This is a genomic window from Streptomyces syringium, from assembly GCF_017876625.1.
GTDB lineage: Bacteria > Actinomycetota > Actinomycetes > Streptomycetales > Streptomycetaceae > Streptomyces > Streptomyces syringius.
The window spans coordinates 6,985,356-7,007,104 of the sequence record NZ_JAGIOH010000001.1 but is presented as its reverse complement, the minus strand read 5'-3'; the positions used below and the strand labels follow the sequence as shown (position 1 = coordinate 7,007,104).

General features: G+C 71.7%; 20 protein-coding genes. 8 read left to right on the top strand and 12 right to left on the bottom strand.

Annotated features, from left to right (window positions below):
* Positions 1-88 precede the first annotated feature (88 nt).
* Entirely contained in the window at positions 89-1,648 is a 1,560-nt protein-coding gene (locus JO379_RS30440) for an acyl-CoA synthetase (protein WP_209517962.1), read from the bottom strand.
* 14 nt (positions 1,649-1,662) lie between these two features.
* A complete protein-coding gene (locus JO379_RS30435) occupies positions 1,663-2,829 on the bottom strand; it encodes an NAD(P)H-dependent flavin oxidoreductase (protein ID WP_130880974.1) in 1,167 nt (388 codons plus the stop codon).
* A gap of 720 nt (positions 2,830-3,549) precedes the next feature.
* Here JO379_RS30435 and ltrA point away from each other — a divergent pair.
* Positions 3,550-5,295: a group II intron reverse transcriptase/maturase gene (ltrA, locus tag JO379_RS30430; RefSeq protein ID WP_307842134.1), complete on the top strand. Its 1,746-nt coding sequence runs from the start codon at positions 3,550-3,552 to the stop codon at positions 5,293-5,295.
* A gap of 151 nt (positions 5,296-5,446) precedes the next feature.
* Here the strand turns inward: ltrA and JO379_RS30425 are convergent, their stop codons facing one another.
* From JO379_RS30425 to JO379_RS30415, 3 genes are all read right to left on the bottom strand, one after another.
* Positions 5,447-7,738 (bottom strand): serine/threonine-protein kinase, encoded by a 2,292-nt coding sequence (locus JO379_RS30425; protein WP_209517960.1) that lies wholly within the window; start codon positions 7,736-7,738, stop codon positions 5,447-5,449.
* A 204-nt stretch (positions 7,739-7,942) separates the two neighbouring features.
* Complete coding sequence (locus JO379_RS30420) at positions 7,943-8,623, bottom strand: response regulator (protein ID WP_209517958.1); 681 nt, start codon at positions 8,621-8,623, stop codon at positions 7,943-7,945.
* Entirely contained in the window at positions 8,586-9,881 is a 1,296-nt protein-coding gene (locus JO379_RS30415; RefSeq protein ID WP_245381591.1) for a sensor histidine kinase, read from the bottom strand. Before JO379_RS30415 ends, JO379_RS30420 begins: the two co-directional genes overlap by 38 nt.
* A 179-nt stretch (positions 9,882-10,060) precedes the next feature.
* On the opposite strand from JO379_RS30415, the gene JO379_RS30410 reads away from it, so the two are divergent.
* Entirely contained in the window at positions 10,061-10,720 is a 660-nt protein-coding gene (locus tag JO379_RS30410; RefSeq protein ID WP_209517956.1) for a hypothetical protein, read from the top strand.
* Positions 10,721-10,862: 142 nt separating this feature from the next.
* Here JO379_RS30410 and JO379_RS30405 read toward each other — a convergent pair whose 3' ends face one another.
* On the bottom strand, positions 10,863-11,915 hold the full coding sequence (locus JO379_RS30405) for an SDR family NAD(P)-dependent oxidoreductase (protein ID WP_209517955.1): 1,053 nt from the start codon (positions 11,913-11,915) through the stop codon (positions 10,863-10,865).
* A 168-nt stretch (positions 11,916-12,083) separates the two neighbouring features.
* Here JO379_RS30405 and JO379_RS30400 point away from each other — a divergent pair, with 168 nt between their 5' ends.
* Positions 12,084-12,752 (top strand): DJ-1/PfpI family protein, encoded by a 669-nt coding sequence (locus JO379_RS30400; protein ID WP_130880979.1) that lies wholly within the window; start codon positions 12,084-12,086, stop codon positions 12,750-12,752.
* Positions 12,753-12,819: 67 nt separating this feature from the next.
* Here the strand turns inward: JO379_RS30400 and JO379_RS30395 are convergent, their stop codons facing one another.
* Both JO379_RS30395 and JO379_RS30390 read right to left on the bottom strand, forming a co-directional pair.
* Positions 12,820-13,227, bottom strand: a complete 408-nt coding sequence (locus tag JO379_RS30395; protein WP_209517953.1) for a peptidase inhibitor family I36 protein — start codon at positions 13,225-13,227, stop codon at positions 12,820-12,822.
* A 171-nt stretch (positions 13,228-13,398) separates the two neighbouring features.
* Complete coding sequence (locus JO379_RS30390; protein ID WP_130880981.1) at positions 13,399-13,716, bottom strand: ArsR/SmtB family transcription factor; 318 nt, start codon at positions 13,714-13,716, stop codon at positions 13,399-13,401.
* Between the two features lie 100 nt (positions 13,717-13,816).
* On the opposite strand from JO379_RS30390, the gene JO379_RS30385 reads away from it, so the two are divergent.
* Positions 13,817-14,125: a putative quinol monooxygenase gene (locus tag JO379_RS30385; protein WP_209517951.1), complete on the top strand. Its 309-nt coding sequence runs from the start codon at positions 13,817-13,819 to the stop codon at positions 14,123-14,125.
* Positions 14,126-14,140: 15 nt separating this feature from the next.
* Here JO379_RS30385 and JO379_RS30380 read toward each other — a convergent pair whose 3' ends face one another.
* The 3 genes from JO379_RS30380 to JO379_RS30370 form a co-directional block, all read right to left on the bottom strand.
* The gene (locus tag JO379_RS30380; protein WP_130880983.1) at positions 14,141-15,340 is read right to left on the bottom strand and encodes an acyl-CoA dehydrogenase family protein; all 1,200 of its coding nucleotides are present in this window, start codon (positions 15,338-15,340) and stop codon (positions 14,141-14,143) included.
* 195 nt (positions 15,341-15,535) lie between these two features.
* The gene (locus JO379_RS30375) at positions 15,536-16,330 is read right to left on the bottom strand and encodes a phosphatase PAP2 family protein (protein WP_130880984.1); all 795 of its coding nucleotides are present in this window, start codon (positions 16,328-16,330) and stop codon (positions 15,536-15,538) included.
* A 283-nt stretch (positions 16,331-16,613) separates the two neighbouring features.
* Positions 16,614-17,492, bottom strand: coding sequence for a LysR family transcriptional regulator (locus tag JO379_RS30370; RefSeq protein WP_209517949.1), 879 nt, complete (start codon positions 17,490-17,492; stop codon positions 16,614-16,616).
* Positions 17,493-17,660: 168 nt separating this feature from the next.
* On the opposite strand from JO379_RS30370, the gene JO379_RS30365 reads away from it, so the two are divergent.
* The 3 genes from JO379_RS30365 (at position 17,661) to JO379_RS30355 (ending at position 19,543) form a co-directional block, all read left to right on the top strand.
* The gene (locus JO379_RS30365) at positions 17,661-18,452 is read left to right on the top strand and encodes an alpha/beta fold hydrolase (protein WP_130880986.1); all 792 of its coding nucleotides are present in this window, start codon (positions 17,661-17,663) and stop codon (positions 18,450-18,452) included.
* A gap of 500 nt (positions 18,453-18,952) precedes the next feature.
* On the top strand, positions 18,953-19,348 hold the full coding sequence (locus JO379_RS30360) for a carboxymuconolactone decarboxylase family protein (protein ID WP_209517947.1): 396 nt from the start codon (positions 18,953-18,955) through the stop codon (positions 19,346-19,348).
* A 3-nt stretch (positions 19,349-19,351) separates the two neighbouring features.
* The gene (locus JO379_RS30355) at positions 19,352-19,543 is read left to right on the top strand and encodes a hypothetical protein (protein ID WP_130880988.1); all 192 of its coding nucleotides are present in this window, start codon (positions 19,352-19,354) and stop codon (positions 19,541-19,543) included.
* Positions 19,544-19,581: 38 nt separating this feature from the next.
* Here the strand turns inward: JO379_RS30355 and JO379_RS30350 are convergent, their stop codons facing one another.
* The gene (locus JO379_RS30350) at positions 19,582-19,860 is read right to left on the bottom strand and encodes a phosphopantetheine-binding protein (RefSeq protein WP_207304026.1); all 279 of its coding nucleotides are present in this window, start codon (positions 19,858-19,860) and stop codon (positions 19,582-19,584) included.
* A 458-nt stretch (positions 19,861-20,318) separates the two neighbouring features.
* Between JO379_RS30350 and JO379_RS30345 the strand changes: the two genes are divergently transcribed.
* Complete coding sequence (locus JO379_RS30345; protein ID WP_209517945.1) at positions 20,319-21,746, top strand: aldehyde dehydrogenase family protein; 1,428 nt, start codon at positions 20,319-20,321, stop codon at positions 21,744-21,746.
* Positions 21,747-21,749: the final 3 nt, after the last annotated feature.

The following is a 21,749-nucleotide window of genomic DNA, read 5'->3' as shown; positions in this document are numbered from 1 at the left end:
GGGAGGAGAGCGGAACCTCGTGGGCCGAGGCGGCCGGGATTGGTGCGTGAGGGGCCGGGTCCGGGTGGGAGGGGCGGGATCGGGCGGGTCAGACCGAGCGCTCCCGGCCTTCCCAGTACGGTGCGCGCAGGCGCCGCTTGTAGAGCTTGCCGTTGGGGTCGCGGGGCATGGTGGCGATGAAGTCGAGGGACCTCGGGCGCTTGTAGCGCGCGAGCCGGTCCTCGCAGTGGGCGAGGATCTCCGCGGCGAGCGCCGCGTCCGGTGCCCGGCCTCCGGCGGGTTCGACGACGGCCTTGACCTCCTCGCCCCATTCCTCGTGCGGGATGCCGAAGACGGCGGCGTCGGCGACGGCGGGATGGGCCAGGAGGACGGATTCGATCTCCGCGGGGTAGATGTTGACGCCACCCGAGATGATCATGTCGATCTTGCGGTCGCGGAGGAAGAGGTACCCGTCCGCGTCGAGGTGGCCGATGTCGCCGACGGTGAAGAAGTCACCGATGCGGTTCTTCGCCGTCTTGCCCTCGTCCTTGTGGTAGGCGAAGCCGCCGGTGGTCATCCGCATGTAGACGGTGCCGAGTTCACCGGCGGGCAGCCGGTTGCCGTCGTCGTCGAAGACGGCGAGTTCGCTGATGGGCCAGGCCCTGCCGACCGTGCCGGGCTTCTTCAGCCAGTCCTCGGCGGTGGCGAAGGCGCCGCCGCCCTCGCTCGCGGCGTAGTACTCCTCGACACAGGGCCCCCACCAGTCGATCATCGCCCGTTTGACGTGGTCGGGGCAGGGGGCCGCGCCGTGCACGGCGTGCCGCATCGACGAGACGTCGTACGCGGCCCGGACCGGCTCCTCCAGGGCCAGCAGCCGCTGGAACTGGGTGGGGACCATATGCGTGTGCGTGCATCGGTGGCCGTCGATGAGGCGCAGCATCTCCTCGGGCGTCCACTTGTCCATCATCACCAGCCGGTGCCCGATGTGCAGGGAGGCGGCGGCGAATTGGAGGACGGCCGTGTGGTACAGCGGCGAACAGACGAGGTGGGTGTTGCCGTCGAACGGCTTGATGCCGAAGATGCCGAGGAATCCGCCGAGGTGGGACTCCTCGGGCGGCCGGCCGGGCAGCGGGCGGCGGATACCGCGGGGGCGGCCGGTGGTGCCGGAGGTGTAGTTCATGACCCAGCCGAGGGTGCGGTCGGCGGGCGGGGTGGCGGGCTGTCCGTCGAGGAGGGCGGGGTACGGGCGGAAGCCGGTGATGCCGCCGACGGCGTAGCGGCGGTCCGCGGGGGTGCCGGCCTCGTCGGCCGCGGCCGTCGCGGCGGCGGCGAACCGTTCGTGCGCGATGAGGACCTCGGCCCCGGAGTCGGCGACGATCCAGGCGATCTCCGGGCCGACGAGGTGGTGGTTGACGGGGACGAGGTAGAACCCGGCCTGGGCGGCGGCGAGGTAGGCGGTGAGGAGCTCGACGCCGTTGGGCAGGACGACGGCGAAGGCGGCGCCCGGCCGGAGCCCGGCGGCGCGCAGCCCGTGCACGAGCCGGTTGGCGGCGGCGTGCAGAGCGCCCGCGGTCCACTCCCGGCCGTCCGGTGCGACGAGCACGCACCGGGTGGGGTCCGCGGTGGCCTGTGCCCAGAAGCCGTTGGGGTGCTGGAGGGTGTCTGCCATGGCGGTGCTCCTCCTCAGGTGTCCGTGCTCGTGCCCGTGTCCGTGCCTGTGCCCGTGCCTGTTCCCGTGTCCGTGGCGGCGGCGCGTCCGGCGATGCGCTCCAGGCGGTCGAGGGCATGCTCGAAGCCCGTCGTCAGGTCGTCGAAGACGGCTTGGACGCTGCGCCGCGCGGTCATCCGGCCGACGATCTGGCCGACGGGTGTGCCCAGCAGCGGCTCGGCCTCGTACCGCTGCACACGGGAGACGGCCTCGGCGACCAGCAGCCCCTGGAGCGGCATGGGGAGCGTGCCGGGGCCCGCCGGGTCGTCCCAGGCGTCGGTCCACGCGGTGCGCAGCTGGCGGGCGGGCTTGCCGGTCAGGGCGCGGGAGCGGACGGTGTCGCCGGAGCCGGCGGCGAGGAGTTTGGCGGTCAGCGCCGGGGAGTTCAGCTCGGCCTCCTCGGTGGTGAGCCAGATCGAGCCGAGCCAGACGCCCTGCGCGCCGAGGGCCAGTCCGGCGGCGATCTGCTCGCCGGAGCCGATGCCGCCGGCGGCCAGGACGGGCAGCGGGGCCACGGCCCGCACGAGTTCCGGAGTCAGCACCATGGTGGCGATCTCGCCGGTGTGGCCGCCGGCCTCGTAGCCCTGGGCGACGACGACGTCGATGCCGGCGGCGACGTGGTGCGCGGCGTGCCGGGCGCTGCCCGCGAGCGCGGCGACGAGCATGCCGTGGTCGTGGGCGCGCCGGACGACGTCGGCGGGCGGCGGACCGAGGGCGCTGGCGAGCAGCTTGACGGGGTAGTCGAAGGCGACGTCGAGCTGGGAGCGGGCGACCTCTTCCATCCATCCGGTGATGCGCCAGCCCGAGGCCTCGCCGTCGGGGAGTTCGGGCACGCCGTACCGGGCGAGGGTCTCCGCGACGAACCGGCGGTGCCCGGCCGGGATCATCGCCTCGACGTCGGCCTCGGTCACGCCCTCGACCTTCGTGGCAGGCATGACGACGTCGAGGCCGTACGGCTTGCCGTCGGTGTGCTCCTGCATCCAGTCGAGGTCCCGGGCGAGGTCGTCGGGGGTGCTGTAGCGCACCGCGCCGAGCACGCCGAGGCCCCCGGCCCGGGAGATGGCCGCGGCGACCGCGGGAAAGGGCGTGAAGCCGAAGACGGCGTGCTCGATGCCCAGCTGCTGGCTCAACTCCGTCTGCATGGGCGGCAGGATGCCGCAACGGGCCGGGCGAGGGAAGAGACTTTCTGAGTGCGACACGAGGTCGCCGTAACAAGTAGGTCAGAAAAGGAGTCGGTATGACCTCCGGCCAGTGATCAGGGCCGGTCCCTGCCCCCGGGCGCGTCGCTGGCAACGGCGGGGTGTCGAGCACGGGGATTCACGCCCAAGGGTTCGCGGGCCATCGTGAGCCACAGGCAAGGGGAAGACCGGAAGGAAGAACGAGAGTGAACCCCTGTATTTACGCATCGTTAATCTCACGTCGCGTCATGGTCTGCAATCGGCGGCGGAAGGGTCCTGCGTTGAGAGGCGCGAAGCGGACATCGGGTCTTCAGAGCCTGGTGTTGGATCACCGCTGACCTCGGTGCAAAGGGGGCTTCCTCACCGGTCGCATCTTGTTGCGGTGAAACGTGGAAACCCCGTAAGGGTCCGGCCTAGGCCGGTAAGCCAAAGGCAACCGAGGCCCAACTCCCTTGCGGGACAGGATGTTCCGAGAAGCGAATGCTGCCAGGCGAAAGCCCAGAGGAAACGAGCGGATCACGGAGACTCCTTCGCCGTTCATAACTCGGCGGATACCGGTGGATGCCGGGCCCGAAAGGGAGCTGACGCGGAACAGGTAGGCCGAAGAAGTGGAACTGCCGGAAGCACCAACCGGGGTGCAAGTTAGATGCTGGGGGTGGGGTGGAAACGCTGGAAACTGACGGAGTGGCCGTCCTCGAACCAGGGAACGGAACCTCGGACGAGTTCGAGCGGTACTGGGCCGGGATCAACTGGCCCGAGACCGAGCGGAACGTCGTGCGTCTGCGACAGAGGATCTTCAAGGCGTCCCAGGAAGGGGACCTCAAACGGGTCCGGAACCTTCAGAAGCTCATGCTGCGCTCCCACTCGAACACGCTCTCTAGCGTGCGCAGGGTGACCCAGCGCAGCACGGGGAAGGCAACGGCCGGCGTTGACGGCGAGCGCGCCCTGACCCATCAGGGCAGGGCGAAACTGGTCGCGGAGATCGCCTCCGAGTCCGGGCTCAAGACCAAGCCGGTCAGACGCGTATACATCCCGAAGGCGAACGGGAAGAAGCGGCCACTCGGAATCCCCACGATCAGGGACCGGGTCCACCAGGCCAGAGCGAAAAACGCACTGGAACCTGAATGGGAAGCCCGCTTCGAGGCGCGGAGCTACGGCTTCCGCCCCGGGCGGAGCTGCCACGATGCCATCCAAGCGATCTTCAACGTCTCCGCACATAAGTCTGCGCGGAGGCTGTGGGTCCTCGATGCGGATCTGTCAGCGGCCTTCGACCGGATCGACCATAGACACCTGATGAGGGCGATCGGGGGCTTTCCCGGAAGGGGCATGGTCCTGCGATGGCTCAAGGCGGGGGTTATGGAGGGCGGAAGGTTCGCCCCAACGGAGGAAGGAACTCCGCAGGGGGGAGTCATCAGCCCGCTCCTTCTCAACATCGCCCTGCACGGGATGGGTGAGGCGGCAGGAGCCGTGGCGAATCCGCAGTCCAATGCGGGGCGTGTGGCTCCGGTCCTGGTGAGGTACGCCGACGATTTCGTGGCGCTGTGCGCCACGGAGGGCGAGGCGGAGGACGTCAAGTCGCGGTTGGAGGAATGGTTCAGGCCCAGGGGACTGGCCTTCAATGAGGAGAAAACCAAGGTGGTCCACCTCAGAGAGGGCTTCGATTTCCTCGGCTTCAACGTCCGCCGGTTCAACGACAAGATGATCATCAAGCCGAGCCCGGACGCCGTGAGCCGATGCAAACGCGAGATGAAGAAGAACGTCCGGCAGATGGCGGGCGCTCCGGTGGCGGCGGTAATCCACCGGTTGAACCCGATCATCCGGGGATGGTCAACTTACTATCGCGCCGTCGTCTCCAAGGAAACGTTCGGAAAGCTCGATCACTACATGTGGGAACTGTTGTGGCGATGGGCTAAGCGAAGGCACCGCAAAAAGGGCGGCCGATGGATCGCCGCCCGGTATTGGGGGACCTTCCGTCCGGGCAGTCAGAACCGGTGGATATTCGGCGACCGGGACACCGGTGACAGACTCCACCAGTTCGCCGAGACCAAGATTGTCAGGCACGTGTCCGTCAAGGGCCCGGCGTCGAAGGACGACCCGACCCTGACCACGTATTGGGCGGCCAGGCGACGAAGTCGCCCGCACCCGCAGGCGGACGGAAAGAACCGCGTCCTCCTGGCGGTGCGACAGAGGGGCCTATGCCCCCGCTGTGGTCACGACCTGGTCGCCGGTGACAGCTACGAACCCCAGAGCACCCGCGAATGGGTGCTCTGGTTCACGGCAGCGACGCGGGGGACACACGTCCACCACGTCGTCCACCGGCACCAGGGCGGCTCGGACGACAAGAAGAACCTTGAACTCATCCACGCGGAATGTCACCGGCGACACCACGCCAGTGACCACCAGCCCCGGAAACTGGAGAAACAGCCATGACTGAGCACGCCGATGGCCCGCTTGAGCCGGATGCGTCGAGAGGCGCACGTCCGGTTCTGAGGGGGGACCGGTCCGGGCAACCGGCCGGTCCTACCCGACTGCTTCGTCAGATCGACGCCCGCTCGGGGCCGCCGCACACGGCCCCCCGGTGTCACCGCGGGTGGTGGGCCCCGTGCGGGGAGCGGGTCTGGCGCAGCGCCGCGACCTGGCGGTACAGCTCGTGGGCCTCGGCGGAGCGGCCCAGCTGCTCCAGGCAGTGGGCCTCGTCGTTCCGGCTGGCCAGGGCGTCGGGGTGATCGGCGCCCAGGACCCGCTGGCGGGCCTGGGCGACCTCGCGGTAGACGGCGAGCGCGTCGGCCCAGCGGCCGAGCCAGCCGAGCCCGACCGCGACCTCACGGCGGCTGACGAGCGTGTCGGGGTGCTCCGGACCGAGCACCCGGGCGCGGATCGCGCAGACGTCGCGCGCCTCGGCGAGGGCCTCCTCCCAGCGGCCGAGCCGGCCGAGATTGACGCCGAGCCCGTGCCGGGCACGCAGGGTGTCGGGATGGTCCGCTCCCTGCGCGCGGGTGCGGACCTCCACGAGGTCGCGGTACAGCGCCAGGGCCTCCGCGCTGCGGCCGAGCCGGCCCAGGCAGATACCGGCCTCGTAGCGGGCGGCGAGGGTGTCGGGATGGTCGGCCCCCAGGGCCCGGACCCGGGCGGCCGCCACCTCGTGGTAGGTGTGCAGCGCCTCGGCCCAGCGGCCCAACTGGCCCAGCGCGTAACCGACCTCGTAGCGGGTGACGAGCGTGTCGGGGTGCTCGGCGCCCAGCACACGGGCGCGCGCCGCGGCCACGTCCCGGGCCATGCGGTGGGAGTCCTCCAGCCGCCCGAGTCTGCTGAGGTTGTAGGCGAGGTTGTGACGGCAGCGCAGCGTGTCCGGGTGGTCGGCGCCCATGGTGCGCTCCCGGGCGGCGAGCACATCGGCGTAGACCTGATGGGCCTCGAAGTGACGGCCGAGCTGCCCGAGGACGTACGCGATCTCCTGGCGGGCGGCGAGGGTGTCGGGGTGGTCGGGGCCGAGCACCCGCTCCCGGCCGTCCGCCGCCTGGGCGTATTCGCGCAGCGCGTCGGCGGGACGGCCCAGCCGGCTGAGGGTGAAGGCCACTTCGTACCGGCTGGCGAGGGTGTCGGGGTGGTCCGGACCGAGGACGTGCTCGCGCTCGGCGGCCACACCGCGGTGCACCTTCCCGGCCTCGTCCCAGCGGCCGAGGCGGGCCAGGCTCAGCCCGGCGCTGTGCCGGCTCGCCAGCTCGGCGAGGACCTCGGGGGGCGGCGGCGGGCGCTCGGTGCCGGCGGCGGCCGCGGCCGGGCGGCGGGGATCGGTGACGCCGTTCCACGCCCCCGTCCAGGAGCCGGTGAGGGCGACGGCGGGATGCGGCGGGGGCTGGAGCGGTCCGGTGCCGACCGCCTTGGAACCGGTGGTCATGTCCCTGGCCCAGCCGGGCAGCCGGGGCGGCTCGGGCAGCCGGACGGACGCCCGGACCGGCCGGACCCTGCCCTCGGGCAGCGTCCGCTGCGGCGCGTCCCCGCGAACCCCGCCGGGCCGGCCCGCCGCGCGCAGCCGCGCGATCCGCCGGACGAGTTCACCGGCGTCGTCCGGCCGGTCCCCGGGCTCCTTGGCGAGCAGGTCCAGGACGATCCGCTCGAAGGCCTCGGGCAATTCGGGGCGCCGCTCGCGCGGCGGCTCGGGCCGGGTGTCGCGGTGGCCGACGAGGACGGCCCAGGCGTCGTCCATGTCGAAGGGCGGTGCACCGGTGGCGAGCTCGTAGAGGACGCAGCCCAGCGAGTACAGGTCGCTGCGGTGGTCGACGTTGCCGCCGCCGATCTGCTCGGGCGACATGTAGTGCGGGGTGCCCATGGCGATGCCGGTGCCGGTGAGGCGGCTGGTGAAGCCGATGTCGTGGCCGAGGCGGGCGATGCCGAAGTCGCAGATCTTCACGGTGCCGTCGGCGACGCGCATGATGTTGGCGGGCTTGAGGTCGCGGTGCACGACGCTCTGCCGGTGGGTGTAGTCCAGGGCGGCGCCGACCTGCTCGGCGATGTCGACGACCTCGGGCACGGGCAGGGGGCGCTGCCGGTGGTCCTCCAGGAGCTGGCTGAGGTTGCGGCCGTCGAGCAGCTCCATGACCAGGTACAGCACGCCCTCGCACTCGCCGAAGTCGTGGACGACGGTGATGCCGCGGTGCTGGAGCGCGGCCGCGACCCGGGCCTCGCGCCGGAACCGCTCACGCAGCACGCGCAGATACGACTGCTCGTGGTGGGGCCCCATGGGCTTGAGGCACTTGACGGCCACCTGCCGGCCCAGCGATTCGTCGCGGGCCCGCCACACCTCGCCCATCCCGCCCCGCCCGATCAGGTCGAGCAGCTGGTACCGGCCCTGGATCAGCCTGGTGTCCGCCATCGGTGTGCCGCCGCCCCCGTCGAATTCGCTGTGCCGCCCCCGGCCCCTCCAGTATGGCGGCCGGTCCGCGCGGGTTGTAGGCGGACGGACGGCCCTCGGTGTCCGCGGTCCCCGCGTCGATCACTCCGGCCCCTGCCCCGTGCTGTTCCCCGTCCTGGTCCCCGGCTTGCCCCCGCGCGCTGCTGTGACCTCGGTGCCCTTCCCCTACGCCCGTGGCTCGACGAGGTTCGTCTCCCAGGCCCAGGCGGCGATGCCCACCCGGTTACGGGTCTTCAATTTGGCCTGGATGTTGGCGATGTGGGTCTTGGCCGTGCCCGGGGTGATGAAGAGTTCGGCGCCGATCTCGGCGTTGGTCAGGCCCCGGGCGACGAGTCGGGCGATGTCCTGTTCCCGGCCGGTGAGCGGGGCGGGCGGGTCGGCGGATGCCGGGGAGGCCGGGGAGCGGGGCGGGGCGGCCAGGCGGTCGAGCAGGCGCACGGTGATCTGGGGGCTGATGAGCGCGTCCCCGGCCATGGCGGCCCGGACGCCCTCGATGAGCAGGGCCGGTCCGGAGCGCTTCAGCAGGAACCCGCAGGCACCGTTGCGCAGGGCCGTGTGCACGTACTCGTCGTGGTCGAAGGTCGTGACGACCACGACGCGCGTGGGCCGGACGGCTTCGGGGCCCGTGAGCAGGCGGGTGAGTTCCAGGCCGTCGAGGCGGGGCATGCGGATGTCCGCCAGCACGACGTCGGGTTCGAGCCGGCGGGCGAGGTCCAGCGCGGTGGCACCGTCGGCGGCCTCGCCGACGACCGTCATGTCCGGCTGCGAGTCGAGTACGAGGCGGAAGCCGCTGCGGACGTCGCTGTGGTCATCGGCCAGCAGGATGCGTATGGTCACACCGGTCATGATCCCTCTCCGGAGGGACCGGGGGCGGGCCAGGTGTCCGGGGCAGGACGGCGACGACGTGCCAGCCGCTGCCGTCACGCGGTCCGGCGGACAGGCTCCCGCCGGCCACCCGCACCCGCTCGCGCAGGCCCCGCAGGCCGTGTCCGCCATTCCGGTCGTCCCGCTCCCAGCGGGCGGCGGGGCCCTTCTGCCCGTTGTCCCCCGCGTCGTTGCTCACCCTGACCTCGACGGTGTCCTCTCCCGTGGCGGCGAGGACGACATCGACGCGGGTCGCCCGGGGCGCGTGCCGTCGGACGTTGGTCAGCGCCTCCACGACGACGCGGTACGCGGTCGCGCCGGCATCGCGGGAGAGGGTGTCCGCCGCGCCCGGGTCGAGGGCGAGACGGGCCCGGGGTCCGTCCGCGGCCGAGAACCGCTCGATCAGTCCCGGGAGTTGCCCGGGGCCCGGCAGCGGGTCGACGCCGTGCGGAGCGGCACCGTCGGTCCAGGTGTCGTCGTGGAGCATCCGGACCATGCGGTCCATCGACTCCAGTGCGTTGAGGCCGGCCTCCTCGATGCGCCTCAGCGCGGGCAGGGCCTGCTCGGGGGCGGAGGCGGCGACGAAGCCGGCCGCCTGCGCCTGGGCGACGATGCCGCTGACGTCGTGGGCGATGAAGTCGTGGAGGTCGCGGGCGATCCCGAGCTGCTGCGCGCGCCGCGCGTCCCGCACCCGGCCCCGTGCCCGGCGCTCGGCCCACCGGGGGTAGCCGCCGACGACGACCGCCCCCAGCACCGGCAGCGACCAGAACGCGGCCGCGCCGACGTGCGCCAGGAAGGACAGGGACGGCACCAACGGCCAGGTCCACAACGAGACGGCCGCCCCGGCCACGAGCCCGGCCGGCAGCACGTGCCGCACCGGCGACCGGCGGACCACCACGGTGAGCAGCGCCGCCAGCGCCCCCGCCTCGACGAGGTTCCCGTACGAGCCCCAGCCGCCGTCCGTCCGGTCCTGCGGAACGGCGAAGGTACTCACCAGGGACAGCACCGCCGCCGCCGCGACCGGCAGTGCCAGGCGCTCCCTGGACCGCGCCCGGCACAGCAGCGCCCAGAGGGCCAGCGCGGGCGCCGCGACCGTCGACAGGGCCGCGACCGGATGCCCCCCGTGGGTGAGGGCCGCGACGCCCGCCGCCGCGCAGGCCGACGCTCCTGTGCCGGCGGCCAGGACCGTGTCGCGACGCGTCATCGCCGATGTCATGCGCTCCCCCGTGATCGTCCCCATGCCGTGGACTCTACGGACGGCCGCCGCACCGGCGCTCTCCGCCGATCGGCACAGACCCGCCGCCGACGGGAGCGGAGGGATCCGCCGATCGGCAGATGGCCGCGGTCACGACCGGTGGACGACGCTTGGTCCATCAGCCGGAGCGCGGCCACCGGGCCTGCGGAGCGAGGGAGTTCACCATGCGAGACATCACCCGCACCACCTGCCGCAAGGCCGTCGTCGCCGTCGTCGCGACGGCGGCACTGGCCACCTTGACGACCGGCGTCCCGGCTTCGGCGGCACCGGAGCAGCGCGACGCACGGCCGGCCGGTCCCGCGAGCGTCCACGGCGGGGGCCGGATCTTCTACGGTTTCGTCCCCGACGACGACATCCGCTTCACCGTCGACGCGACGTCCGCTCCGTACTCGCGGCCCTATCCCGGCATCCCGCAGTTGGAGAACGGCCTGCCCACCGACGCGAAGGGCACGATCACCATCTCGCACTGGTCGGCCAAGGACAACAAGACCATGAAGTCCGTGGCGACCGTCGACTGCCTCGTGACCGGCGACCGCACCGCGACAGTCACCGCGACCATCGCCACGGTCAACGATCCGGAGCTGGCCGACACCATCGGTGAGCGGCGGGGATTCAGCATCCACGACGGCAGGGGCGGCCAGGACCGGTTCGGTTTCTCCTGGGGGGTGGGGAACCTGGACACCGACGAGAAGGGGAGCCCCGTCGGAGCGCGCGTGGGCACCTGCATGGCTCCGGCCCCCTTCGCCCCGGTGGTCGAGGGCGGTTTCGCGGTGCGGCACGCGGAACTCGCCACCAAGCCGCCGAAGGCGGCCCGGGGCCGCTGACCTCGGTCCGGTCCGGCGCGGGGGCCCGGGACCGGACCGGTGATCGAAGGACGTCAGCCCGCCGGTCGTCCGCGCGGCGCCCGGCGTCAGGCGGTGGGCGTCAGGCGGTGGGCATCAAGCGGTGGGCGTCAGGCGGTGGGCGTCAGGCGGTGGGCAGAGTGACGGCACCGAGCTGGAGCAGCATGCCCAGCCAGTCCTCGCCGAACCACGCGTCGGTTATCTTGCCGTCCCGGACGGTGTAGATGCCGATGCCGAGCCATTCGGCTTTCCTTCCGGTGGCCGGTACCCCCAGGAACGCCCGGGAGTGGATGGCGCTTCCGACGAACCGGACCACCACCTTGTCGCCGCTCGCGACGACGTCCTTGACGTCCAGGTGCAGGTCGGCGAGGGCACCCCGGTTCGCCGCCATGAACCCTTTCCACTCGTCGAGGCCGTGGCACTCCCCCAGGATGCCGCCGCGGCAATGGAGGTCTTCCGCCCACAGTTCGTCGACGAGGCCGACGTCGCCGCCGTTGACCACTTCGTCGAGGTGTCGTCTGACGACGTCTGCGGGGCGGGCCGGGGCGTCGTCAGGTCCCAGCACGACGTGTATCGGTGGTTCGTCCAGCTCCACGAGGCGGCGGACGGTGTCCGCGACGTCCGCCGGGTCGTCGGCCGCGCGGGGGAAACCCTCCTGGCGGAAGCCGGATCCGGAGCCGCCGGGCTCGATCACCGTGACCTTGATCCCGAGCGGGGCGACCTCCCGGGCGAGCACCTCGCTGAAGCCGCTCACGGCCACATCGGCGAGGTGGTCCGGGGAGAGGCCCGGTGCGGACAAGGTGAGGAGGTGCCCCTTCCCCTGCCGGCGCAGCACGGGCAGGGCCGCCTTGGTGACGTTGACGACTGCTGACAGACGGGTGTCCCCGACGGCCTCCGGAGCGGATTCCGGATCCACGTGGCCCGCGTTGTTCACGACGACGTCGATCCGCCCGAAGGCCCGCACCGCCTCGTCGACGGCCCGGCGGGCCGCGGCCGGGTCGGTCACGTCGAGCGGAAGGGGCAGGAGGTCACTGCCGTAGGACCGTGCGAGCCCGTCGAGGCACCCCTCGTCATGGGTGGTCGCGGCGACGCGGTCGCCGGCACGCAGGGCCGCTTCGGCGATCTCCCGTCCCAGGCCACGGGCGCTCACGGTGATGAACCACACCTTGCCGGTCATATGCCCCTCCTCTTTCCGATCCTTCTTCTGGCCACAACCCGTTGGGTTCTGGCATTCCAGCCACTACTGGGCCGTCCGGACGGTGACTAGCGTCGGTGAACAACGCCCCCTGGGGCACCACTCGCACAGAACTCCCCGCAGAACTCCCCACCGAAGGGACTCGCCCCGATGCTGTGTCAGATCGTGCTGTTCGACGGCTTCGACCCGCTGGACGTCATCGCCCCCTACGAGGTGCTGTTCGCCGGCGGGATGGCCGTGCCGGGAGCGCTGACGGTCGAGCTGGTCTCGGCCGAGGGGGCGCGCGAAGTGCCCAGCGGCACGGGGCCGCTGACCCTGCGAGCCGTCGCCGCACTCGATCCGCGGCGCGCGGACCTGGTCCTCGTGCCGGGAGCGGCGGGCCGCCTCGGCACCCTTTCCGACCCCGGCGCCCCGGTGGACGAGGATTCCATCCCCGCCCGGCTCGGCCGTGCGCTGCGGACCGGACTGCCGGCTCTGCTGAAGGAGGCCCTCGACCGTGAGGGGCTGACCGTGGCGACGGTCTGCGGCGGCTCGGGGCTCCTCGCCATGGCCGGACTGATCGCCGGCCGGCATGCGACCACGCACCACCTGGGCGTCGGCCTGTTGGACGCCGGTGGAGTGGTCGCGATCGACGCCCGCGTCGTCGACGACGGCGACCTGGTGACCGGCGCGGGCGTCACCTCCGGCCTGGACCTCGCCCTGTATCTGCTGGAACGCGAACTGGGCCCCCGCGTCGCCCACGCCGTCGAGAAGCTCTTCGCCCACGAACGCCGGGGCACCGTCTGGCACGCCACCGGCCCGGTGCCCGCCGGGTTCTGAAACGCCGTGCGGGCCCGGGGAGGTTCTTCCCTCCACGGGCCCGCACAGGTGCGTGTGTCCCCTGTCGCTACTGGGGCTTGAAGGACCAGATCTGGTAGTTGCCCTGCAGATTGCCGCCCGCGCCGGCCGGGGTGGAGCCGATGCGGCCGCTCTTGTTGTGGTTGGTCTTCGTGTAGTACTGCACCCGGTGCCCGGTCCCGTTCCATACGGAGCGGACGTTCTGCCCCCGCCGGATGAAGGAACAGTCGTCGGCGGTGTTCGCCTTGTTGTCCTGGGACCACTGGCAGCGGGTTCCCCCGCCGTTCCAGTCGCTGTAGATGCAGAAGTGTCCGGGGGCGCAGTTGAAGGCCGCCAGGCGGATGGGGGCTGTGGGGGCCGTGGGGAGCGTGGAGGACGCGCTCGCGGTGGGTACGGCGCCGAAGGCGGCGACGACCAGGGCGACAGCGGCGGTGGCGAGCGAAGGAATGCGACGCATGACAGGGCTCCATTTCCTCGTCGGCTGAGACAGGTGGCGGGCGGGCAGGAAAAGCCACCAATCAGCCCAACGAGGCACCCAAGGCCAGGAAACGGGCTGAGCGACGGGCGGGGCGCCAGCGCGCGCGTGGGTCAGGACGCCGGCGCTCAGGGGACCGCCCCGCTCCTGCGCTCATTCCTCCGGCTCGGCCGCCACGATGCCCAGGAGTCCGGGAAACCGCTGCTCGATGTCGGCCCGGCGCAGGCTGGCCATGCGGCTGTTGCCCCGGTCGACCTGCCGGATCAGCCCGGCCTCGCGCAGTGCGCGGAAGTGGTGGGTGACGGTCGCCTTGGAGACCGGCAGCCCGAAGGAACTGCACGTCCGCGCTGCACCGTCGGGCTCGGCCGCCAGCTCGCGCACCACGCGGCGGCGCAGCGGATCCGCCAGCGCGGAGAGCACCGGGCCGAGCTCGATCTCCTCGACGCTCGGGTGACCTTCACCGTCGGGCATGCGGGACCCCCTCCTTGAGGTACGGATTGCATCGTACCTACGAGTCCGATAACGTCCGGCAGGTACGAGATCCATTGTACCTACCAGGGGGGAACCCTTCATGACTCAGCCCTTCACACTCGTCGGCACCGCGCGCCCCAAGCCGGAGCGCGCCGAGGAGTTGAAGCAGCTTCTGCTCTCGTTCGTCGAGCCGACCCGGCAGGAATCCGGCTGCCTGGAGTACCACTTCCACGAGGATCGCGACGAGCCCGGCGTCTTCGTCTTCTACGAGGCCTGGCGCTCCCGGGCCGACCTCGACGCCCACCTGGCGCTCCCCCGCATGCACGCCTTCTGGGAGCGGCGCATGGACTACCTGGAGACCGACCTCGACATCCGCTTCCTCACCATGCACAGCCCCTACCAGCGATGACGAGCGCGATGACGATCAGCGGCGCACCCTGGGCATGCCGAGCCCGATCCAGGAGATGATCTCCCGCTGGATCTCGTTGTTGCCGCCGCCGAACGTGAAGATGACGGCACTGCGGTAGCCGCGCTCCAGCTCCCCGTGGAGCACCGCGCCCGCCGAGCCCTCCTTCAGGGGGCCGGCCGCGCCGAGGATCTCCATCAGCCAGGCGTAGGCGTCCCGGCGGGCCTCGGATCCGTAGACCTTCACGGCCGAGGCGTCCTGCGGGGTGAGCGTGGCCCGTTGCAGGGCGTCCACCATGCGCCAGTTGAGCAGCTTCATGGCGTCGAGCCTGAGGTGCGTACGAGCGAGCCGGCCGCGGACCCAGCCGAGGTCGATGACGCGCCGGCCGTCGGCGAGCTTGGTGTCGGCGGCCCAGCGCTGGACCTGGCGCAGGGCGCTGATGGCGGTGGCGCCATGAGCGGCGAGGGTGACGCGCTCATGGTTGAGCTGGGTGGTGATCAGCCGCCAGCCCTGGTCCTCCTCGCCAACGCGGCGGCCGGCGGGCACCCGGACGTTGTCGTAATGGCTCGCGGTGGTGTCGTGCGAGGCGAGGGTGCGGATGAGGGTGCAGGAGTAGCCGGGGTCGGTGGTCGGCACGAGGAGGATGGTGATGCCCTTGTGCGGCGGCACCCCGTCCTCGACGGGCCGGGTGCGCACGGCCAGCCAGACCCAGTCGGCGGTGTCGCCGTTGGTGGTCCAGATCTTCTGCCCGTTCACCGTGTAGTGGCCGGTGGTCTCGTCGCCCTCGCGCACCGCGCGGGTCTTGAGGGAGGCGAGGTCGGTCCCGGCGTCGGGCTCGCTGTAGCCGATGGCGAAGTCCAGCTCACCGGAGAGGATCTTCGGGAGGAAGTACGCCTTCTGCTCGTCGGTGCCGAACTGCATGATCGTGGGGCCGACGGTGTTCAGGGCCATGAGCGGCAGCGGCACGCCCGCCTGCGCGGCCTCGTCGAAGAAGATGAACTGTTCCATCGGCGTCATGCCGCTGCCGCCGTACTCCTTCGGCCAGCCGGCCCCGAGGCGGCCGTCCGCGCCGAGGCGGCGGATCGTCCGGCGGTAGAAGCGCTTCTGCTCGGCGGGGTCGAAGTGCCGGGCGTAGGCGTTGTCGGGCACCAGCGCGGCGAAGTACTCCCGCAGTTCCGTGCGCAACCGCCGCTGTTCGGGGGTGTACTGGAGATCCACGGCCCCTCCAAGGTCCCGCTGGTCCCGGTGGCTGTTCCCTGGCACCGCGCGGGCGCCCCGCGACGACGGCGCACACAGTAGAACGCGTTACAGAAATACGGAAGGGGTGGCGGGACGCGAGCGGCCCCGGGGGCCGGTGGGCCCCCGGGGCCGGCCCGGGTGGGAATCAGAGGGAGCGGATGAGGAAGGCGGGGCTCAGCGCGCCGCGTGCTTGCGGTGGCGGCCGCCGCCGGACGGCGCGCCGGGCGCCCCGGCCCGCGTCTGCCCGGGCACATACGCGATGCCCTGGGCCGTGGCGGCCTCCCGCGCGAGGGCTTCCCGCTCCTGGGTCAGCCCGTAGCGCTCCATCAGCGGCACGCGGTGCAGCTGCGGCAGCAGCCAGGCGTGCCACACGCCCGTCACGAAGGTGATCGCGGAAGCGGCGATCAGCACCGAGCCGAAGGTGTCGGTCGGATAGTGGGCGCCGACGTACATCCGGGAGAAGGCGATGAGCAGCACCGCGAACGTACCGAGGACGAGGACGGTGCGCCGGTGCCGGGTCTCGCGCAGCAGGAAGTACGCGGCGATCACGGCCGAGACCGTGAAGGCGGTGTGACCGCTGGGGAAGCTGTTGGAGCCGATCTCCGGGTCCAGCATGAACTGCCGCGGCGGCCGGGGCCGGGCGACGAGGGCCTTCGCGATCTGCGTGCTGTTCCAGCCGACCGCCACCACGAGGAAGGTGGCGACCGCCTTCGTCGGCTTGCGCCGCACGAACAGCAGCCAGCCGCTCCAGACCGCGAGGATCAGCAGGCCCGCGACCGGCGAGGCGAGGGCGCTGACGCCCTCCATCGTGTGGTTCAGCCAGCCCGTGCGGGTGTTGGTCTGGATCGTGCGGTCCAGCTGCAGGTCGTGCGGCTGGATCAGCTTCGTGTGCGCGGCGACGAGGCCCAGCGCGATCGCGGTCGCGAACAGCAGGATGGAGTTGCGCAACCAGTGGCGCACGTAGGGCATGGGCAGGGCGTCCTTTGGATCTCTGTCGGTGGGTGCAGGCGGGGCGGTACCGAAGCGGCAGGGCACGCGGAGGTGACGACCACACGTCGCGCGGATGTCATCGGCACGGCTGTATGACAAAAGCTACACGCGATCACCGCGTGCCCGACCGGCGCGCCCGGCCCACGACGGGCCCCGCGCCGACACTCTGGGGTCGGCGCCGCGAAGCCGTGGCAAGGTTGTGACGTTTTGCCCCGCTGCGCGGTGCGGGATTTCAGCAGAACGACGGACCCGTCACCACCGGTTACGCGGTGTGGCACGCCTCGATCAGGGCGCGCAGCCCGGCGCGGGGCGGATCGGGCCGCACGGCGAGGTACGTGCGCATGGCCGGGGCGGGGTCGCGCAGCGGGCGGAAGACGACGCCGGGGACCGGGAGCTGGTCGGCGTGCGGGGCGTAGAACACCGTCCAGGACGGCTTGCCGAAGCCGATGCCGGCCAGGGTGTCCTGGGCGGTCGTGAACTCCGCGCCGAACCGCGGCTCGAATCCGGCCGCCCGGCAGGACCGTGTCACCAGGTCGTACAGCGCGGGATTGCGGGACCGCGAGGACAGCCGCAGGGGCAGGGCGGCGAGATCGGCCATGTCGATCACGCCGCGCACCGCGAGGTCGTGGCGGGCGGGCAGGGCGACCATGAGCGGGTCGTGCCACAGCGGCAGCATCTCCAGCTCCGGCTCCGTCCGCTCGCCGCGCAGCAGTGTCGCGTCCAGCTCGCCGGACCGCACCCGCTTCAGACGGTCGTCGGTGGTGCCGGTGACCAGCTCCAGCTGGGCGCCGGGGGCGAGCCGGGCGAACGCGGCGAGGACGGTGTCCAGCCGCACGCCCAGCCCGGAGCTCGAGCCGAGCCGCAGCGTTCCGGCCCGCTCCGCGCGCAGCTCGTCGATCGCCGCCAGGGCCCGCGACCGCGCGGCCAGTACCTCGCGGGCGTGCGGCAGCAGCCGTCGGCCCGCCTCGGTGAGCCGCACGGTCCGGGTGGTGCGGTCGAACAGCGGGACGTCCAGCTCCCGCTCCAGCCGGCGCACCTGCTGGCTGACCGCCGACTGCACGATGTGCAGCCGCTCGGCGGCCCGTCCGAAGTGCAGCTCCTCGGCCACGGTCAGGAAGTAGCGCAGCTGCCGGATCTCCATGCCCACCCCGTTGCCCGGCCGGCGCGGCAGCGGCCGCGATTGATCACTTGTCGTGATGAGTGTATGCGCGGTTCCCCCCTTGGTCGCCGGTCGTGATCGCGATGAGGTGGGGGCACGCCGGCGGACCACACACCGGCGCACGGCACACCAGCGACCGAAGGAGTCGGCATGACGTACGTGGATGTGAACGGCACCACGCTCCACTACGAGGACGAGGGCACCGGGCGGCCCCTGCTGTTGCTGCACGGCTGGGCGACCAGCGGCCGGGTGTGGGGCGCCCAGTTGCCCGACCTCGTCCGGGACCACCGGGTCGTCACCGTCGACTGGCGCGGCTGCGGCCGGTCGGCCCGGCCCGCCCGGGGCAACACCATCGACGGGGTGGTCGCCGATCTCGTCGCGCTCGTCGGCGCGCTGCGCCTGGACCGTCCGGTCGTCGTCGGCTCGTCGATCGCCGGCGTCTTCGCGACCGAGCTGGGCGCGCGCCACCCGGAGCTGGTCGCGGGCGTGGTCCCGGTGGACGGGCCCGCCTACTGGCCTTCGACGATGCCCGGTCTGCTCGGCGGTCCGGTCGAGGGGCTGCGTCGCGACCGGGCCGGCACGGTCGCCGGGTGGGTGCCCGAGTGGTACGCCCCGGGCACCCACCCGGCGCTGATCGACTGGACGGTCCGCCAGGTCCTCGACTCGGGCGTCTACGTCGACGACCAGCTCCCGGCCTTCGCCTCCTACGACCCGCGGCCGCTGCTGCCGGGTCTGAGGGTGCCGGTCCACTACATCCACGGCGAGCTCGACCCCCAGATCCCGCTGGACGTGGCGCGGACCTGCGCCGCGCTCACGCCGGGCGCCGGGGTGAGCGTGATCGCCGGGGCGGGCCACCTTCCGCACCAGGAACGGCCGGCCGAGTTCACCGCGGCGCTGCGGGCCGCGCTCGCCCAGATGCCGCCGGCTCCCGCCGTCGGCTGACGGCCACCACACGCATCACACACACCACAGCACAGGGGGATGGATCATGCCGAGAACAAGCGAGGGGCAGCGCCAGGCGGGGCCGCCGCCAGGTCCGGTGCCGGGGCCTGCTGCCGGCCGCCGGCGCCCGGTCGGAGCGCCGGTGGATCCGGCGCCACCACGGCGGGCGCGTCCGCCGTGGTGGCGCCGGGTAGTCGGCCGCGTCTGCTTCCGGGCCAAAGTCGAGCCCGCGGTCGGGGCCGCGCTCCGGGTGGTCGCCCGGACGTCCGGGGGCGGCCGGGGGTCAACCGGTCACGCATCGGACACCTTCACTCACGATGCATAACCATGGTCACCGTGACAGCGCGGCCTCACCGTGCTTGAGTTGAAGGTGAGGGCCGCGAGTGTCGCAGAGTTCGCCATGTGTCGCACCCTGCCGGGTCTCGGTGCCTCCCAGCTCGTGACCAGCACGAACGGGCCCCGGGCGGGCACGGCGGCGCCTCCACCAGGAGGGAGCCGTCATGGCTGCCACAGTCAACCGCGGCGAGATCGAAGCCGACATCAAGCAGACCCTGGGCCTCGTCCCGCACTTCTTCTCGACCATCCCGACCGAGCTGCTCGCACCCGAGTGGGAGATCTTCAAGAAGATGGAGCTCGGCGAGACGCTCATACCCAACAAGTACAAGGAACTGATCGGCGTCGGTCTGCACGCCGAGACCAAGTGCCGCTACTGCAGCCTGTTCCACACCGAGGCCGCCAAGCTCTTCGGCGCCACGGACGAGGAGATCCAGGAGGCCGTGCACTACGCGAAGGCGAGCCTGGGCTGGAGCGCGTACATCAACGGCATGCAGGAGGACTACGACGACTTCGCCGCCGAGCTGGCGCAGGTCGTCGACTACGTGCGGTCCCAGGGCTGACCGATGGAACTGGAGAGAGTCCGCCCGACGGTGCTCCGGGGGACTTTCCACGCGTACGAACTGGCGGCCCTGGCCGCGGCCGCCCGTTACGTCACGGAGTCCGAACCCCCGGAGCTGCCCGCCGAAGCCCTCGCCCAGCTGCGTCAGGTGCTGGAGGAGTACGACCGGCAGGTCCGCGACCTGTCGGCACCGTGACCGCCCGGGACGCCCATGGCTGCGTGACGAGCCGGCGCTCAGGGCCCGGCATCACCGCCCGGCGCCGCCCCGCCGGCCACCAGGCACTGCGCCTGGGCCATGGGCGTCGCGTCCTCGAAGAGCCTGTTGAGCAGTGCGCCCTCGAGCTCCACGGACGCGACCTCGTCGATGCCGTATTCCGCCAGCAGTCTGCCGATGGATTGCAGCGCGAGAAGCGAGTAGCCGCCGAGTTCGAAGAAATCGCTGTGATGAATGTCGATCGATTCGACTTCCACTTCCAGCACCTCGGCCCAGATCCTGCGAACCGCCTCCGCCACCGCTTCGACGGCGAGTGGCTTTCCCGATGGTGCTACGTGGGTCGGCACAGTAGAAGTCGCGGTATTTTGGAACACTGAATCGTCCGCCACAGATCCCCCAAATGGAATGTGCGCGCTTGACTGATTTCCTTTTCGCTTACCAGTAAGCGATGAAACCACATCAGGATCATTGCCGCAACCATCTTCTACGGAAACCCGATTTCGCGACGAGATCCCAACTCCCCTACTGCTGCCCACCGTTGATGTGTATTACTCTTCTGGTAGGGCGCTTGCCGGAACGATCCGAGCCGCGAACCCGGCCGGCCGACGACGGGCCTCTCACCGGAGAGACAGGCCCCGCGCGATATCGCCTCGCCCCTTTTCCCGTGCGTCCGTGTTCCGCACTCACCCATAAACCCGGGCCGTACCGCGTGCGCGTCACCCGCCCACGGCCCGAACCGACCCTGGAGGAGGGCCCGATGGGAAACGCCAGGCCGACCGTCACGATGACCGTCGACGGGCACGCAGTCGAAGGGGAGCCGACAGGGCTGCCCGTGGAGGACCCGGCGCTCGCCCGGCCCTTCGCACACGCTCCACGGTGCACTCCCGGCCTGCTCGCACGGGCCGTGCGTTCGTGCAACACCGCCTTCCCCGCCTGGGCCGACCTGCCGGGGAGCACCCGGCAGGAATACCTGCTCGCCTGCGGGGACGTCCTGTCCCCGTACACCGAGGAGCTGGCCCTGCTGCTCACCCGGGAGCAGGGCAAGCCGCTGCGGGACGCCCGGGCCGAGGTGCGGCGGGCCGTGGACTGGTTCCGCCACACCGCCGAACTGGTCCTCCCGGTGGAGTCCTTCACCGATGACCAGGGCTCCCACGTCACCCTGTCGCGCGCACCGCACGGCGTCGTGGCGGCCGTCTCCCCCTCCAACTTTCCCGTCATCCTCAGTGTCTGCAAAGTCGCTCCCGCGCTGCTGGCGGGCAACACGGTGGTGCTCAAGCCCTCTCCCGAGACACCGTTGACCGTCCTGCGGATGGGTGAGCTGCTCCGGGAGGTGCTGCCGGCCGGAGTGCTGAACGTCATCTCCGGGGACGGCTCCCTCGGCGCGGCCCTCACGGCGAGCCCGGGCGTCGGGATGATCTCCTTCACCGGCTCCCCGGCCACCGGCCGGGCCATCGCCCGGCAGGCCGCCGAGACCTTCACCCCCGTCGTCCTCGAACTCGGCGGCAACGACCCGGCGATCGTGCTGCCCGGCACCGACATCGCCGCTGTGGCCGGGCCCCTCTTCCACGCCGCGCTGGTGAACAACGGCCAGTTCTGCGCCGCCGTCAAACGCGTCTATGTGCCACGCGGGCTCCGGGAACAGCTGCTGGACGCACTGGGCGGGCTGGCCTCCTCGGCGGTCGTGGGGCCCGGGCTCACGGCGGGCACGGAGCTGGGGCCACTGGTCTCCCGTGCGCAGCGGGACTCCGTTGCGTCCATGGTGGAGGAGGCGGTGGCCGCGGGTGCCCGGGTGACCGCGCGCGGCAAGTGCCCCGAAGGAGAAGGGCACTTCTATCCCCCGACCGTGGTCACCGATCTGCCCGAGGGCAGCCGTCTGGAGGTGGAGGAGCAGTTCGGCCCGGTGATCCCGGTGATCGCCTACGACGAGGTGGCGCAGGCCGTGGAGCGCGCCAACGCGACGCCCTACGGCCTCGGGGCCTCCGTATGGGGGGCCGGTGAGGAACTCACCACCACGGCCGACGCCCTGCGATGCGGCACCGTCTGGCTCAACACCCACGGTGAACTGCGCCACGACGCTCCCTTCGGTGGGGTCGGCTGCTCGGGAACGGGGGTCGAGTACGGCTACTGGGGGCTGCTGGAGTACACGAGGATCACGGTCCGCAACGTCTCTCCCCGTACGGCGTAGGGC

Bases quoted from the DNA above. Each gene is read 5' to 3' on its own strand.
- JO379_RS30355 (WP_130880988.1), top strand. From the start codon at position 19,352: ATGGAACTGGAGAGAGTCCGCCCGACGGTGCTCCGGGGGACTTTCCAC.
- JO379_RS30345 (WP_209517945.1), top strand. From the start codon at position 20,319: ATGGGAAACGCCAGGCCGACCGTCACGATGACCGTCGACGGGCACGCA.
- JO379_RS30440 (WP_209517962.1), bottom strand. From the start codon at position 1,648: ATGGCAGACACCCTCCAGCACCCCAACGGCTTCTGGGCACAGGCCACC.
- JO379_RS30390 (WP_130880981.1), bottom strand. From the start codon at position 13,716: ATGCCCGACGGTGAAGGTCACCCGAGCGTCGAGGAGATCGAGCTCGGC.
- JO379_RS30410 (WP_209517956.1), top strand. From the start codon at position 10,061: ATGCGAGACATCACCCGCACCACCTGCCGCAAGGCCGTCGTCGCCGTC.
- JO379_RS30435 (WP_130880974.1), bottom strand. From the start codon at position 2,829: ATGCAGACGGAGTTGAGCCAGCAGCTGGGCATCGAGCACGCCGTCTTC.
- JO379_RS30425 (WP_209517960.1), bottom strand. From the start codon at position 7,738: ATGGCGGACACCAGGCTGATCCAGGGCCGGTACCAGCTGCTCGACCTG.
- JO379_RS30405 (WP_209517955.1), bottom strand. From the start codon at position 11,915: ATGACCGGCAAGGTGTGGTTCATCACCGTGAGCGCCCGTGGCCTGGGA.
- JO379_RS30360 (WP_209517947.1), top strand. From the start codon at position 18,953: ATGGCTGCCACAGTCAACCGCGGCGAGATCGAAGCCGACATCAAGCAG.
- JO379_RS30420 (WP_209517958.1), bottom strand. From the start codon at position 8,623: ATGACCGGTGTGACCATACGCATCCTGCTGGCCGATGACCACAGCGAC.
- JO379_RS30365 (WP_130880986.1), top strand. From the start codon at position 17,661: ATGACGTACGTGGATGTGAACGGCACCACGCTCCACTACGAGGACGAG.
- JO379_RS30385 (WP_209517951.1), top strand. From the start codon at position 13,817: ATGACTCAGCCCTTCACACTCGTCGGCACCGCGCGCCCCAAGCCGGAG.
- JO379_RS30400 (WP_130880979.1), top strand. From the start codon at position 12,084: ATGCTGTGTCAGATCGTGCTGTTCGACGGCTTCGACCCGCTGGACGTC.
- JO379_RS30375 (WP_130880984.1), bottom strand. From the start codon at position 16,330: ATGCCCTACGTGCGCCACTGGTTGCGCAACTCCATCCTGCTGTTCGCG.
- JO379_RS30415 (WP_245381591.1), bottom strand. From the start codon at position 9,881: ATGGGGACGATCACGGGGGAGCGCATGACATCGGCGATGACGCGTCGC.
- JO379_RS30370 (WP_209517949.1), bottom strand. From the start codon at position 17,492: ATGGAGATCCGGCAGCTGCGCTACTTCCTGACCGTGGCCGAGGAGCTG.
- JO379_RS30395 (WP_209517953.1), bottom strand. From the start codon at position 13,227: ATGCGTCGCATTCCTTCGCTCGCCACCGCCGCTGTCGCCCTGGTCGTC.